The sequence below is a fragment of the Cobetia sp. 3AK genome (assembly GCF_029846335.1).
Taxonomy (GTDB): domain Bacteria; phylum Pseudomonadota; class Gammaproteobacteria; order Pseudomonadales; family Halomonadaceae; genus Cobetia; species Cobetia marina.
The window spans coordinates 30797-45577 of record NZ_JARWKR010000007.1 but is presented as its reverse complement, the minus strand read 5'-3'; the positions used below and the strand labels follow the sequence as shown (position 1 = coordinate 45577).

The following is a 14781-nucleotide window of genomic DNA, read 5'->3' as shown; positions in this document are numbered from 1 at the left end:
TTTGCACACTCTGTTTCAGGCAATCTGCTTCATGCGCTCACTGACGGCGCAGGCGCGATCAGAACGCCTTGCGACGGTAGGCGCGGTAACGCGGCTGCCAGAAGTTCTTCTCGATGTTGGCCTGGATGATCTCATCGCTGGAGGTCAGCGCCACGCCGTCGGCCTGAGCCTGACGTGCTACATCGAAGGCGATCTGACGGCTGATGTCCTGGATGTCGCCCAGTGACGGCAGCAGCGCGCCCTCGCCCTTCAGGACGATGGGAGCGTTGTTGGCCAGCGCATTGGCCGCGGCCATCAGCATGTTGTCGGTGATGCGTGAGGCGCTGGATGCCAGCACACCCAGACCGATGCCCGGGAAGATGTAGGCATTGTTGCACTGGGCAATCGCGTGGGTGTGGCCGTTGTGCTCGACCGGCGCGAACGGGCTGCCGGTGGCGACCAGTGCCTTGCCGTCGGTCCACTCGATGACTTCCGCCGGTGTCGCTTCGACGCGTGAGGTCGGGTTGGACAGCGGCATCACCAGCGGGCTCTCGCAACCGGCCTGCACGGCACGGATCACGTCTTCGCTGAACAGGCCACGCTGGCCGGATACACCGATCAGCACGCTCGGCCTGGCGGCCTTGACCACATCCAGCAGGCCGCGGTCACCGAAGTCGGCCACGCTCTCGACGTCGTGAGCCAGACGGCTCTGGAAGTCGTAGAGGCCTTCCATGTCGTTGGTCAGCAGGCCGAAGCGATCGACCATGAAGACACGCTTGCGGGCCTCGGCCTCGTCCATGCCTTCCTTGACCATCGCCACCACGATCATCTCGGCGATGCCACAACCGGCGCTGCCGGCACCCAGGAAGGTCACGCGCTGGTCGGAGAGCTTCTCGCCCTTGGCCTTGCAGGCCGCCATCAGGGTCGCGACCACGACGGAGGCGGTGCCCTGGATGTCGTCATTGAAGCAACAGACTTCATCGCGGTAACGCTCGAGCAACGGCATGGCGTTGGCCTGCGCGAAGTCCTCGAACTGGATCATGGCCTTCGGCCAGCGACGCTTCACGGCAGTGATGAACTCGGCCACGAAGGCGTTGTAGTCATCACCGGTGACACGCTCGTGACGCCAGCCCATGTAGCGCGGGTCGTCGAGCAGCTTCTGGTTGTTGGTGCCCAGGTCCAGCGAGATCGGCAGGGTGTAGGCCGGGCTGATGCCGCCACAGGCGGTGTACAGCGACAGCTTGCCGATGGGGATGCCCATGCCGCCGATGCCCTGATCGCCCAGGCCCAGGATACGCTCGCCATCGGTGACGACGATGACCTTGACGTTGTCCTTGGTCGCGGAGCGCAGGATGTCATCCATGTGCTCGCGGTCCGGGTAGGAGATGAACAGGCCACGGTGGTTGCGGTAGATGTTGGAGAACTCCTCGCACGCCTGACCGACGGTCGGGGTGTAGATGATGGGCATCATCTCCTCGAGGTGCTCCTCGATCACGCGGAAGAACAGGGTCTCGTTGTCGTCCTGCACCGAGCGCAACAGGATGTGCTTGTCGAGGTCGGTGGCGCACTGCTGATACTGGCTGTAGACGCGCGCGACCTGCTCTTCGATGCTCTCGACATTCTGCGGCAGCAGGCCCATCAGATTGAAGCTGACACGCTCCTCGAGGCTGAAGGCGCTGCCCTTGTTGAGCAGCGGCATCTCGAGCAGGCTCGGGCCGGCATAGGGAACGTACAGGGCGCGCTTGGAAGTATCCGTCATGGCGAGACTCTTGAATCAGTGGGGACGACCTCACGCTCGGCAAGCTTCTCGGCATGCCGGCAGACACGCGCAGCATGCCCGCTGAAGCACCGCAGAAGACCTGCTGGCAACCGGGCGTCCGAGGGACCTTTCGACGTGCAGTTTCCACGTGCGAACAAGGCATGATGATAGCACGCGCAGTGCTATCTCCGGCAGCCTGTGCAGGGTCGACGTGCGTTGCGCAGACAAGGGTGCTGCATGACGAGAAACGCCCCGCACATCCCCCTGACGGGGAAGGAGCGAGGCGTTCGCGATCACGTACTGAGAATGGCTCAGGCCAGATCGGCACGCGATGCCGGCTTGCGCGGCGCAAGCGCGAAGAACGGGCGCAGCTTCACGCCCAGCATGTTGCCGGCGAAGGCCATCACCAGCCACAGCCAGCCATGCAGGCTGCCGGAGGAGATGCCGCCGAAGTAGGCACCGATGTTGCAGCCGAAGGCCAGGCGCGCGCCGTAGCCCAACAGCAGACCACCCAGCACGGCAGCCACCACCGAGCGCAGCGGAATGTTCCACTTCGGCGCGAACTTGCCGGCCAGCAGCGCCGCCGCCAGCGCCCCCACCACGATACCGATGTTCATCACCGTGGTGATGTCTTGATAGAGCGGTGCGGCCAGCGCCTTGGCATTGCCCGCCGCCTGCCAGTAGCCCCAGTCACTGACATCGAAGCCCAGCGCGGTATAGGCCTTGGTGCCCCACAGCGCGAAGGCCGAGGTGATGCCCCACGGGCGACCGGCCAGCGCCAGCGTCACGAAGTTGAGCAGCGCCAGCGCCACGGCACCCGCCAGCAGCGGCCAGGGGCCCCGCAGAAAGCGTGACAGACCACGCGGCTGACTGTCGGTCACGGCGGCCTTCTCGAGCTCACCGTGACGGCGCTTCTCCAGCGTGCGTGTCACCACCACGATGATGGCGAACAGCACCAGGCTGACGATGATGCCACCCAGCGCGCCGAAGCTGTCCACCAGCGAGACGGCGGGCAGCGACGGCAGGCTCTGCCACCAGCTGAAGTGCGCGGTGCCGATCACCGAGCCGACGCAGAAGAAGATCAGGGTGATCACCATGCGCGCATTGCCGCCACCGACGGTGAACAGCGTGCCCGAGGCGCAGCCGCCGCCCAGCTGCATGCCGAGCCCGAACAGGAAGGCACCGACCACCACCGAGATACCCAGCGGCGAGACGAAGCCGGACACCTCCTGCCCCCACAGGCTGCCCGAGGCCAGCACCGGGAAGAACAGCACCACGGCGATCGCCAGCATCAGCATCTGGGCACGCAGGCCGCGTCCTCGGCGCTCGGTGATGAAGACTCGCCAGGCGGAGGTGAAGCCGAAGGCCGCGTGGTAGAGCACCACGCCCAGCGCGCCCCCTACCAGCATCAGCAAGCCCTGGCGCCAGCCGGACACCAGCCCCAGCAGGATGGCAGCCACCACCAGCAAGCCTCCGGCCAGAATGGCCTTCGGGTTGATGGCGGTCGTCGGCAGGCCGGACTGGCTGGCCTTGCCGGGTATCGCATCGTGACTCATGTCTTGCTCCTTGAACGAAGTCGTCATGTCGCGTTCATCAATGCGGCAAGCCTAACGCGTTGCCTTATAGCTGTGAACGAATTTTCAGCACGCCATCCATTCCGCCATGGAATATAAGTCACCCCCGTCAGCTCACCTCCCAGACGACGACGCCCGCCATCGAAAGCGATGGCGGGCGTCTGGTGCCGGGCTGTGCGGGGTGTCCTCGAGATTACACGAAGTTGCCCAGACCGACGGCACGACGCAGGCGCTCCATCATCGGCGCGGCCTCATCGCGCGCACGCTCGGCACCACGCTTGAGGATGGCTTCGACATGTGCCGGATCTTCCATCAGCTCGACGTAACGCTCACGCGGCGCCTTGAGATGGTCGTTCAGGTATTCGAACAGCTGATTCTTGGCATCGCCCCAGCCAATGCCGGCGGCGTACTGCTCACGCATGGCGGCGACTTCCGCCTCGGTGGCGAAGGCCGAATAGATCTGGAACAGCGAACAGGTATCCGGGTCCTTCGGCTCCCCCGGCTCCAGCGAATTGGTCTTGATCTTGCGCACGCTCTTGAGCAGCTGCTTCTCGGTGCCGAACAGCGGAATGGTGTTGTTGTAGCTCTTGGACATCTTGCGGCCATCGAGGCCCAGCAGCAGCTGGGATTTCTCGTCGGTCACCGCCTCGGGCATGGTGAAGTAGTTGCCCTTGAAGAGGTGGTTGAAGCGCCCGGCCATGTCACGCGCCATCTCGATATGCTGGATCTGGTCACGCCCCACCGGCACCTTGTGGGCATTGAACATCAGGATGTCCGCCGCCATCAGCACCGGATAGCTGAACAGCCCCATGCTGATGCCACGATCCACGTCCTCGATGCCCGCTTCCTCGTTCTCGGCCACGGCGCCCTTGTAGGCATGCGCACGATTCATGAGGCCCTTGGCGCAGACACAGTTGAGCAACCACATCAGCTCCGGAATCTCAGGCACATCCGACTGGCGATAGAAGATGGCGTTGTCGGTGTCCAGCCCCAGCGCCAGCCAGGTGGCGGCGATCTCACGGCGGGATTCCTGCACGCGCTTCGGGTCCTGACACTTGATCAGAGCATGGAAATCGGCGAGGAAATAGAAGGACTGGACCGTCGGGTCCTGGCTGGCCTCGATGGCGGGCTTGATGGCGCCGACATAGTTGCCGAGGTGAGGGGTGCCGGTGGTCGTGATGCCGGTAAGAACGCGGGTCTTGGTCATGGATGCACTTCTTGGGCGTCTGAGTCGGGGAGCGTGCCACTTGGCGGGACCTGCTCACAATGAATCACGACAGGGCACGACGGCGCGCATCACGATGCGATGAACCCGCCATGTCCTGCCGCTGCATTGCACTCATCTTACCCTGAGGGGCATGGCCTTCGTAAGGGCCGGACAGACGACCAGCGCCCCATGCACGCCATGTGCCCACCGGCAGGTGTCAGCCCTTTGCCAGTGCATCTTCCAGCGAGATCACCGGCATGCCGAAGGCAGCGCCGACTTCCGCAATCGTCAGCTGGCCGGCATGCACGTTGAGGCCTGCCGCGAAGTGACGATCTTCCCGCAATACCTTGCGATAGCCGCCATTGGCGAGCTTCACCACATAAGGCAGCGTCGCGCTGGTGAGTGCCTGGGTCGAGGTACGCGCCACGGCCCCCGGCATGTTGGCCACGCAATAATGCACGACACCATCGACGAGATAGGTCGGTTCCGCATGGGTCGTGGCGCGACTGGTCTCGAAACATCCGCCCTGATCGATCGCGACATCCACCAGTACCGCACCGGGCATCATGTTGCGCAGATGCTCGCGACGGATCAGCTTGGGAGCCGCGGCACCGGGCACGAGCACGGCCCCGATGATCAATGCCGAATGGCGTACCGCCTCATCCAGCGCCTCGGATGTCGAATAGACCGTACGAATCTGTCCCTGATAGCGGTGATCCAGCGTCTCGAGGCGGTTCAATGACGTATCGAGAATCACCACCTCGGCGCCCAGCCCCAGCGCCATGCGCGCCGCATTCTCCCCCACCACGCCGCCGCCGATCACCGTGACCCGCGCCGGTGGCACGCCAGGCACACCGGGCAACAGCACCCCCATCCCGCCTTGCGCCTTCTCCAGCGCATGCGCGCCGGCCTGGATCGCCATGCGCCCGGCAACGCGACTCATGGGTGCCAGCAGCGGCAGACCACCGGCGGTGTCGGTGATGGTCTCGTAGGCAATCGCGGTCACCCCGCTATCCAGCAGGCTTTCGGTCAGCTCACGGGCGGCGGCCAGATGCAGGTAGGTGAACAATGTCTGGCCGCTGGTGAGACGTGCCACCTCGGCCGGCTGAGGCTCCTTGACCTTGAGTATCAGCTCGGCCTCACGAAAGACCTGCTCGACATCCGATTCAAGACGAGCCCCGACCCCCTGGTACTCGGCGTCACTGAACCCACTACCCTCACCCGCACCACGCTCGACGATGACGTCATGGCCATGGGCAATCAGCTCTCGCACCCCGGCGGGCGTCAGAGCGACACGATATTCGTGGTTCTTGATTTCCTTCGGCACGGCGATCTGCATGACGAGCTCCTTGCACTTCTGGCGGAATATGGCGATGTCACCTCGACACCTCCTACAAGCACAGCAGACTCGTCAGTGTCGCGCCAATCAGATGCCAGCAAGATTCACCAAAACACGACAGCAATGCAGTGGAATGCAGGGAATCATCGTTGGCTGGCAGCATCCTCGCTCACCAGCGCCGCCGAATAGCATTCACGGTAAGCCTCAGGCATGCGTCTGGCTCGCCCACTCGAGAGTTCGATGCAGACGAAGCGCGTGTGCGCCTCCAACAGCGTCAGGCCATCCGAGCGACGACGCAGCTGAAAGCGGCGCGTCAGGCTCAGGCGGCCATCGCACGCCACCAGCCAGGTGGCCAGCATCAGCGAATCGCCAAGCCGTGCGCTGGCCAGATAGTCGATCTCGTGGCGGTGCACCGCCATGCCACGATCCTGGGCACGATAGTGCTCAAGGCCCAGCCCCAACGCTTCGGAATGTGCCCAGCTGATTCTCTCCAGCCAGCGCACGTATTCGGCATTGTTGACATGGCCATAGCCATCCAGCGCCTCGACACTTACCGCGATCGGCAGCAGGAAGGGAGACGGCAGCGCCCACCCTTCACAGGTTTCCCGCAAGGGGGCCGTGTTGCCGATGACGGTCTCCGATGCCTGTACGTCCGTCATGCCACGAACTCCGTGTCATCATCCTGCTCGCGGGGCCCTGCATCATCACGCATGGGCGCACTGGCACCGCAGGACCAGCATTCACTGAAGCTGCCTTCGAGACGCTCCCCGCAGGCGCACTGCCAATCCGGCTGCGCAGGCGCGGCCTCGATATGTGCCAGCAGCTGGCGAGCGCGGGCGAGATTGTGCTCGGCAACCCACAATTGCGGCTCGCAATCGTTGACGGGCAACTCCCCGGCTGCCGAACCCAGCAGACGGTTGCGCAGCTCGCACGGGATACCCTCGCTTTCCAGAAGGTTGCGCCAGTGATCCAGCAGCACGAGATTGTGATGGGATGTCAGTCGTCGATACATGCCGTCAGACTATCAGAGTCCGGGCGCTACGGAAGCCATCAACGACAACGCCGCCCCGAAGGGCGGCGTTGTCGTTCGTGCCAAAGGACGCGTTCATCGCTCGCGATCCCGATCGCGCTCCTGGTCGCGACCCGAGACTCGATCTCAGTCGCGATAGACGCGCACACCGAGTGCCTTGAGGTAGGAGGTCTCGGGGATGGACGGGTGCACCGGGTGGTCGCTGGCCTGATGGCCCTGGAAGATGACCTGACCGTGGCGGTCCTGGTGACGCACGGCGCCACGCACCACATCCATCAGGCGCTCCGGCGCGAGATGCATGGAGCAGGAGCCGGACATCAGCAGACCGTCGCGGCCCAGCAGGCGCATGGCTTCACGGTTGAGGCGTGCATAGGCGCGCTCACCGTTGGTGATGTCCTTGCGCTTGCGGATGAAGGCGGGCGGATCCGCGATGATGACGTCGAACTGCTCGCCTTCCGCGCGCAGGGCCGTCAGTGCCTCGAAGACATCCGACTCCGCGATGGAGACGCGATCCTCGACACCATTGAGCACGGCGTTGCCCGAGACACGCTCAAGTGCCGCACCGGAGGCGTCGACACACAGCACTTCGCTGGCGCCATGCGCCGCCGCCTGCACACCCCAGCCACCGACGTAGCTGAACAGGTCCAGCACGCGCTTGCCTGCCACCTGACGATTCAGCCAGGCACGGTTGTCGCGGTGATCATAGAACCAGCCGGTCTTCTGGCCATCCAGTACCGGCGCGCTGAACTGGACCCCATTCTCTTCCAGCAGCACGCTTTCCGGCAGCTCGCCATAGACGACTTCGACGTTGCGCTCGAGCTGTTCCTGACGGCGACCGCTGGAATCGTTCTTGAACACGATGGCGGTCGGCTTGACGACCTTCAAGAGCGCATCGACGATCACTTCCGCCAGACGCTCCATGCCGAAGGTGTTGAGCTGGCAGACCAGCACGTCGCCGAAGCGATCGACGATCAGACCCGGCAGCAGGTCGCCCTCGCCGTGGACCAGACGGTAGAACGGCTTGTCATAGAGGCTCTCGCGCAGCGACAGCGCCTGGTTGAAGCGATGCACCAGCAGCGAGCGGTCCAGACGCTGTTCCGGGTTGCGCGAGACGATACGCGCGCAGATCAGCGAGTTCGGGTTGACGTAGGCAACGCCCATCGCGCGGCCGTTGCTGGCCTCGATGATCGCCTGGGCGCCCGGTTCGAAGTTCTTGAGCGGCGTCGCGACGGTATCGACTTCATTGGAGTACAGCCACAGATGGCCAGCCTTGAGGCGGCGATCAGCATTCTTCTTCAGGCGCAGACGTTCAGTCACGGGAATCATCCATAAGACAGGGAAAGGGACAGGACGACGACAGGGCGCGCCCGAATGGGGCCATTCTAGTCGTCATGGCGGCCCCGGTCACGGAGCCTCCGGTCAAGTGATCATCAAGGGCCAGCGAGACATGTCTGACCCGTGCCGGCACGAACGGCACTAGCTCTGGCAATGAGGGCAGAAGCAGCTGGCACGCTGCCCGAGCACCAGGCTCATGATCTCATGGCCACACTCACGGCAGGGCTCGCCCCCTCGCCCATAGACGTTGAGGCGCTGGGCGAAGTAGCCGGGCTTGCCATCACCACCGACGAAATCACGCAAGGTGGTACCGCCTTGCTCGATGGCAGCCGCCAGCACGCTGCGCGAGGCCTCGGCGAGGCGCTCATATTCCTCCAGAGAGGTCTCCCCCGCCGGACGACGCGGGTCGATGCCGGCCATGAAGAGCGCCTCACTGGCGTAGATGTTGCCCACGCCGACCACATTGGCGTTGTCCATCAGGAAAGGCTTGATCGCCACGCGTCGCTTGCGCGAGCGCGCGAAGAGAAGCTCACCGGTGAAGGCGTCCGACAAGGGCTCCGGCCCGAGCCTCGCCAGACGTGTGTCAGCGTGCGGGTCACCGCGCACGAAGTCGACGAAACCGAAGCGACGCGGGTCGTGATAGCGCAACACCTGGCCATTGCCCAGCACTACATCGACATGGTCATGCGTACGGGGCGGCGTGCCGATGGGTACCAGCCTCAGACTGCCGGACATGCCCAGATGCCAGAGCAGGTGGCCATCGGCGATCGGCAACAGCAGGTACTTGGCACGGCGCGAGAGCTCACCGAAACGCTGCCCCACCAGCCACTCCGCCAGCTCACTCGGTACTGGCGTGCGCAGCCGTGGCTGACGCACGATCACCTCGGTGACCTCCTGGCCCTCGACCAATGGTGCGATACCACGGCGAGTCGTCTCGACTTCCGGTAATTCGGGCATGCTTCCTCCTCGACTGACCGCCAGACGCACAACAGGGTGACGACAGAAGCCGCCACCCTGTTGCAGGATGCCGGAACTCCGACATCCAGATACTCGAAAACCCGGTCAGGACCGGGTTTTCGAGGGTTCCGACAGCACGCTGGCGGGAGACAAGATCACTTGATCTTGGCTTCCTTGTACATCACGTGCTTGCGAACGACCGGATCGTACTTCTTGAATTCAAGCTTGTCCGGAGTGTTACGCTTGTTCTTGTCGGTGGTGTAGAAGTGGCCAGTACCGGCACTTGACACCAACTTGATCTTGTCACGCATTTTCAGTTTCCTTCCACAGTCGCATTCACCGAACGATTGAGAGCGTTGCCCTCGGCTCGGTTGCCATTGCTACAGGGGCTGTCTTCTAGTGTTTAGAAGCGCTCGCCACGTGCAGTGAGGTCCTTGAGGACTTCGTCGATACCCTTCTTGTCGATGATGCGCATGCCCTTGGTAGAGACGCGCAGCTTGACGAAGCGCTGCTGGGATTCAACCCAGAAACGGTGGGTGTGCAGGTTCGGCAGGAACCGGCGACGAGTCTTGCGCTGGGAGTGAGAAACGTTGTTACCAGTCACCGGGCGCTTGCCGGTAACCTGACATACTTTGGACATTGGAGCCTCCAACCGCTGCGTTGGCTAAGTTGTTCAAAACCTGTCGGGCAAACCGGAAGTGGCAGGCGCCGCCTCATGCCCTGATTTCAAAGTGTGTTACGTCCATTCCGGAAGACAAGCTTCAGGGTACTGGAACGTGCAGGCGCAGCATTTTACCCGAAGAGGAACGCGAAAGCACGCCCAAGACGGATTTTTTTCGCCAACACGCTTCGCCCGAGCTGTCACATCGGTACAGACGCTTGCTTAGCCAGACGCTTCACTCAGCCAATGTCGGCCAGAGTGGTCGCGAATTCTGTGGTGGGTGGTACGGGAGGCGCAACATTACCACAATCGACGCCCTGTTTTGCAATCCCTGTCACCCGGCAGGCCCGACAATTGACCAGACCGGACATCCGCAGGGCGCCTCCTTCCCATCCGCTCCTTCTTCTTCCTTCTCTTACCCCCTGCTCTCGTCTCAGCGCCTTGTCGAAAGAGGTCGCGCAAGACCGAGGCGATGCCTGGCTCACAACCAGCCACGCTCGGCGAAGGAAATCACCTCGCCGTCCCCCACCACGAAGTGATCCAGCACCCGGATATCGAAAAGTCCCAACGCCTCTTCCAGGCGCTGGGTGATACGACGATCGGCATCACTGGGCTCCGCCACTCCGGAGGGATGGTTGTGGGCGAGTATCAAGGCGCCCGCGTTGAGCGCCAGCGCCCGCTTGACCACTTCACGCGGGTAGACGGCAGCAGCATCCAGCGTGCCGGTGAAGAGTGTCTCGAAGCGAATGACGCGATGCTGACTATCCAGGAAGAGTGCGGCGAAGACCTCATGTGGCAGATCACGCAGATGAGAGGAGAGGTAGCGCCGTACCAGCAGCGGTGAGGTCAATGCCGCCCCGCGCATCAACAGGCTTTCCAGATGTCGACGGGACAGCTCCAGCGATGCCTGCAACTGTACGTACTTGGCATCTCCCAGGCCTCGCGCGGCACAGAAATCCTGCTGACTGGCTTCCAGCAGTGGGCGCAGCCCGCCGAAGGTGGTCAACAGATCGCGCGCCAGGTCCACCGCCGAACGCCCCTTGATTCCCACTCGCAGGAAGATTGCCAGCAACTCGGCATCTGACAGCGCAGCAGCCCCCGATGACAGAAGCTTCTCACGGGGCCGCTCCCCGATTGGCCACTCCCTGATGCCCATGCACATTCTCCTCTCGTGACAGTGATGCTGACATCCGGCGCGCCACGAGAGTGGCCACGCCTGCCTCAGGGCAGGCCCACCGACACGCCAAGGAGCATGACGCGACATCAGCATTTGGACTGAGAAGCGTGGTCTTCGCCCGTCACTGCCGCCAGCGTCACTCTCAACGCTTGCATGCCTGGCGCGCTTTCTGGCTGGCTGAGCCTTCCTGGCTCGCGGCTCGTCGTACCGCGACAGGTCAGTGTCCGCACCCGCGACAGACGGCGTGCCCGGCCAGCGACGCTACGCAAGGTTGCATCACGGTGATATGGTAGAGGCGAACGCGAGAGCTTTGACATTGACGGATCAGGGATGCAGGACACCATGCACTCACTCGCCGGACGGCGCATTCTGCTGGGCATCAGCGGCGGTATCGCAGCGTACAAGGCGGCGCTCATCACTCGTCTGCTGAAAAAGGCCGGGTGCGAGGTACGCGTCGCCATGACCGAAGGTGCCCAGGCCTTCATCACGCCGTTGACCCTGCAGGCGCTGTCGGGCAATCCCGTGCATACCTCGCTGCTCGATCCTGAGGCAGAGGCCGGCATGGGACATATCGAGCTGGCGCGCTGGGCGGAGGTCATTCTCATCGCCCCCGCCACTGCCGACCTCATGGCCCGCCTGGCCCATGGCCGTGCCGATGATCTGATCACTACCCTGTGCCTGGCCAACAGCGCACGCTGGGTCGTGGCCCCGGCGATGAATCAGGCGATGTGGGCGCACCCCGCCACCCAGCGCAACGCCCGGCAGCTCAGTGCCGATGGCTGGACGCTGCTCGGCCCGGCCAGCGGCGAACAGGCGTGTGGCGACGTGGGAGCCGGGCGCATGCTCGAGCCAGAGGAGATCGTCGCCGGTCTGAGCGCGCTGCTCGATGAGGGCGAGCCGGCACCATTGCCGGCAGCGGGCCTGACCATCACCATCACCGCCGGTCCGACCCGGGAAGCGCTGGATCCGGTGCGCTATCTGAGCAATCACAGCTCCGGAAAGATGGGGTATGCCCTGGCCAGCGAAGCCGCGGCACTGGGCGCAAGAGTTCGCCTGATCAGTGGGCCTGTCGCCCTGCCCACACCGCCTGGCGTCGAGCGCATCGATGTCGAGTCAGCCTTGCAGATGCAAGGCGCTGCCGAAGCGGCGCTGCAGGATAGCCAGGTCTTCATCGGCTGCGCCGCCGTCGCCGACTTCCGACCTGCCGATGTCGCCGAGCACAAGCTCAAGAAGCAGGCCGGCGAAGAACAGATGCAGGTCCATCTGATCCGCAATCCCGATATCATTGCCGGCATTGCCGAGCAGAGTCAGGCGCGGCGCGCCAGCGGACAGCCCGCTCCGCTGGTGGTCGGCTTCGCCGCCGAGACTCGCGATGTCCTTCGCTATGCCCGCGACAAGCTGACACGCAAGCGTCTCGACATGATCGTGGCCAATGACGTCAGCACCCCGGGACTGGGGTTCGGCAGTGACAGCAATGCCGCCACCCTGGTGTGGCGACACCCCGGCCAGGCAAATGACAGACTGCATGAACAGGCCATCGCGGCCTGCCCCAAGATTGCGCTGGCGCGTGCGATTCTCGAGCGCGCACTGGCACTGCATCAAGACGGCGCCCTCCATGGTGCCGCCAATTTGAACATGGCGACCTCCGCCATCGATGACCAGGAAACACCTTAGATGACCCGCCCCCGGCTCGAACTCAAGATCCTCGACGAGCGCGTTCGCGATTACCCGCTACCCCACCATGCGACTCCCGGCAGTGCCGGCATGGACCTGCGCGCACTGCTGGATGCCCCGCTGACACTGGCCCCGGGCGCCTGTGAGCTGGTGCGTACCGGCCTGGCGATCCATATCGCCGACCCGGCGCTGGCCGGCATGATCCTGCCGCGCTCCGGTCTGGGGCATAAACACGGCATCGTGCTGGGCAATCTGGTCGGTCTGATCGATTCCGACTACCAGGGCGAACTGATGATCTCGGTCTGGAACCGCGGCGACAGCGAGTTCGTGCTGGAACCCGGTGAGCGACTGGCACAGTACGTGCTAGTCCCGGTTGTACAGGCCGAACTGGTCGAGGTCACGGAATTCGAGGCCAGCCAGCGCGGTGAAGGCGGCTTTGGCCATTCTGGTCGTCATTGACGGGTCGTCACTGACAGGCCGTCACTGACAGCTCATTGCAGACGACTCGCCACCGAAACCCGACAGCGCTCCGTGACAGATGGAACCGCTTGCTAGCCGCACCCGTCGGCATGCCGCGATAGTGTTCGCACGGCATGCCGGCCATGACTTCTCACGATTGATTCAACCGACAGGGATGCACCATGAGTCAGGTACCCGCTTCAATTTTTCGCGCCTACGACATCCGTGGCATCGTGGATGAGACCCTCACCGAAGACGGCGTGCGCGCCATCGGCCAATCCATCGGTAGCGAAGCCGCGGCACGCGGTGAGTCCACCGTCGTGGTCGCCCGCGATGGTCGCCTCTCCGGACCGCGCCTGTCCAAGGCGCTGATTGCCGGCCTGCGCGATGCCGGCCGTGATGTCATCGACATCGGCATGGTGCCGACTCCGGTGCTCTACTACGCCACCAACATCCTGGAAGGCACCCGCTCCGGCGTGATGCTGACCGGCAGCCACAACCCGGCCAACTACAACGGTCTGAAGATCGTGCTGGCGGGTGAGACCCTGTCCGGCGACACCATCACCGACCTTTATCGCCGCCTGCAGGAAGGCGATCTGGCGCAAGGCGAAGGTAGCCTGCGTGAAGAAGACGTGCGCGAACGCTACCTGGATCAGATTACCGGCGACGTGGTCGTCAAGCGTCCGCTCAAGGCAGTGGTCGATTGCGGCAATGGCGTGGCCGGTGAGCTGGGCCCGGAGCTGATCCGTCGCCTCGGTGTCGAGACCATCCCGCTGTTCGAGGAGATCGATGGCAACTTCCCGAACCATCACCCGGACCCGGGCAAGCCGGAAAACCTGCAGGACCTGATCAGAACCATGCAGGAAACCGGCGCGGATATCGGTCTGGCCTTCGATGGCGACGGCGATCGCCTCGGCGTCGTCACGCCCAAGGGCGAGATCCTGTATCCCGATCGTCTGATGATGGCACTGTCGGAAGACCTCATCGAACGTGTACCGGGCGCGCGCATCATCTTCGACGTCAAGTGCACCGGCAACCTGGCCACCGTGATCGAGAAGGCGGGGGGCACACCGGAAATGTGGCGCACCGGCCACTCCCTGATCAAGGCGCGCATGAAGGAAACCGGCGCGGCCCTGGCCGGCGAGATGAGCGGCCACATCTTCTTCAAGGAGCGCTGGTTCGGCTTCGACGACGGCCTCTACGGCGCGGCGCGCCTGCTGGAAATCCTCGCCAAGCAGGATGTCGATGCCGACACCTTCTTCGCACGCTATCCGCAGGATCTGGGCACCCCCGAGATCAACGTGGAAGTGACCGATGAGACCAAGTTCGCTATCGTCGAGCGACTGGCCAGCGAAGGTGACTTCGGTGACGACGGCGTGAAGACCACGCTGGATGGCATTCGCGTCGACTACGCCGACGGCTGGGGCCTGTGCCGCGCCTCCAACACCACACCGGTGCTGGTACTGCGCTTCGAAGGCAAGTCAGAGGCGGCGCTGGAGCGCATCAAGGACAGCTTCCGCGCCGCACTGAAGCAGGCCGAGCCAAGCATCACCGCCCCGTTCTGATCGAGGCGTTCTGATCGGCCCGGGCAGGCGATCAACGACCGGCGCGGCAGCAGGATGACCGCCGT

14 protein-coding genes are annotated in these 14781 nt (G+C 63.8%); 3 read left to right on the top strand and 11 right to left on the bottom strand.

Annotated elements, in window-relative coordinates:
* Window positions 1-58 precede the first annotated feature (58 nt).
* The 11 genes from QD228_RS11520 to radC form a co-directional block, all read right to left on the bottom strand.
* Window positions 59-1738: an NAD-dependent malic enzyme gene (locus QD228_RS11520; RefSeq protein WP_279875637.1), complete on the bottom strand. Its 1680-nt coding sequence runs from the start codon at window positions 1736-1738 to the stop codon at window positions 59-61.
* 311 nt (window positions 1739-2049) lie between these two features.
* Window positions 2050-3294 (bottom strand): YeeE/YedE family protein, encoded by a 1245-nt coding sequence (locus QD228_RS11515; RefSeq protein ID WP_279875635.1) that lies wholly within the window; start codon window positions 3292-3294, stop codon window positions 2050-2052.
* A 211-nt stretch (window positions 3295-3505) separates the two neighbouring features.
* Window positions 3506-4519: a tryptophan--tRNA ligase gene (locus QD228_RS11510; protein WP_084207810.1), complete on the bottom strand. Its 1014-nt coding sequence runs from the start codon at window positions 4517-4519 to the stop codon at window positions 3506-3508.
* 217 nt (window positions 4520-4736) lie between these two features.
* Window positions 4737-5858 (bottom strand): alanine dehydrogenase, encoded by a 1122-nt coding sequence (ald, locus tag QD228_RS11505; protein WP_077377781.1) that lies wholly within the window; start codon window positions 5856-5858, stop codon window positions 4737-4739.
* A 143-nt stretch (window positions 5859-6001) separates the two neighbouring features.
* Window positions 6002-6517 (bottom strand): thioesterase family protein, encoded by a 516-nt coding sequence (locus QD228_RS11500; protein ID WP_279875633.1) that lies wholly within the window; start codon window positions 6515-6517, stop codon window positions 6002-6004.
* Window positions 6514-6870, bottom strand: a complete 357-nt coding sequence (locus QD228_RS11495; protein ID WP_077377775.1) for a DUF2007 domain-containing protein — start codon at window positions 6868-6870, stop codon at window positions 6514-6516. The genes QD228_RS11500 and QD228_RS11495 overlap by 4 nt, the downstream gene beginning before the upstream one ends.
* Before the next feature lie 144 nt (window positions 6871-7014).
* Window positions 7015-8214, bottom strand: a complete 1200-nt coding sequence (locus tag QD228_RS11490; protein WP_205700541.1) for a class I SAM-dependent rRNA methyltransferase — start codon at window positions 8212-8214, stop codon at window positions 7015-7017.
* Between the two features lie 150 nt (window positions 8215-8364).
* Window positions 8365-9180 carry a bifunctional DNA-formamidopyrimidine glycosylase/DNA-(apurinic or apyrimidinic site) lyase gene (mutM, locus tag QD228_RS11485; RefSeq protein WP_054556537.1) on the bottom strand — a complete coding sequence of 272 codons (816 nt, stop codon included), beginning with the start codon at window positions 9178-9180 and terminating at the stop codon, window positions 8365-8367.
* 155 nt (window positions 9181-9335) lie between these two features.
* Window positions 9336-9491 carry a 50S ribosomal protein L33 gene (gene rpmG / locus QD228_RS11480; RefSeq protein ID WP_016417370.1) on the bottom strand — a complete coding sequence of 52 codons (156 nt, stop codon included), beginning with the start codon at window positions 9489-9491 and terminating at the stop codon, window positions 9336-9338.
* Window positions 9492-9583: 92 nt separating this feature from the next.
* Complete coding sequence (gene rpmB / locus QD228_RS11475; protein ID WP_043336270.1) at window positions 9584-9820, bottom strand: 50S ribosomal protein L28; 237 nt, start codon at window positions 9818-9820, stop codon at window positions 9584-9586.
* A 502-nt stretch (window positions 9821-10322) separates the two neighbouring features.
* Window positions 10323-10997, bottom strand: a complete 675-nt coding sequence (radC, locus tag QD228_RS11470; RefSeq protein ID WP_077377769.1) for a DNA repair protein RadC — start codon at window positions 10995-10997, stop codon at window positions 10323-10325.
* A 363-nt stretch (window positions 10998-11360) separates the two neighbouring features.
* On the opposite strand from radC, the gene coaBC reads away from it, so the two are divergent.
* The 3 genes from coaBC (at window position 11361) to QD228_RS11455 (ending at window position 14716) form a co-directional block, all read left to right on the top strand.
* Window positions 11361-12692 carry a bifunctional phosphopantothenoylcysteine decarboxylase/phosphopantothenate--cysteine ligase CoaBC gene (gene coaBC, locus QD228_RS11465; RefSeq protein WP_279875631.1) on the top strand — a complete coding sequence of 444 codons (1332 nt, stop codon included), beginning with the start codon at window positions 11361-11363 and terminating at the stop codon, window positions 12690-12692.
* Complete coding sequence (gene dut / locus QD228_RS11460; RefSeq protein WP_077377766.1) at window positions 12693-13151, top strand: dUTP diphosphatase; 459 nt, start codon at window positions 12693-12695, stop codon at window positions 13149-13151.
* 182 nt (window positions 13152-13333) lie between these two features.
* Window positions 13334-14716, top strand: coding sequence for a phosphomannomutase/phosphoglucomutase (locus tag QD228_RS11455; RefSeq protein ID WP_084207806.1), 1383 nt, complete (start codon window positions 13334-13336; stop codon window positions 14714-14716).
* Window positions 14717-14781 lie beyond the last annotated feature (65 nt).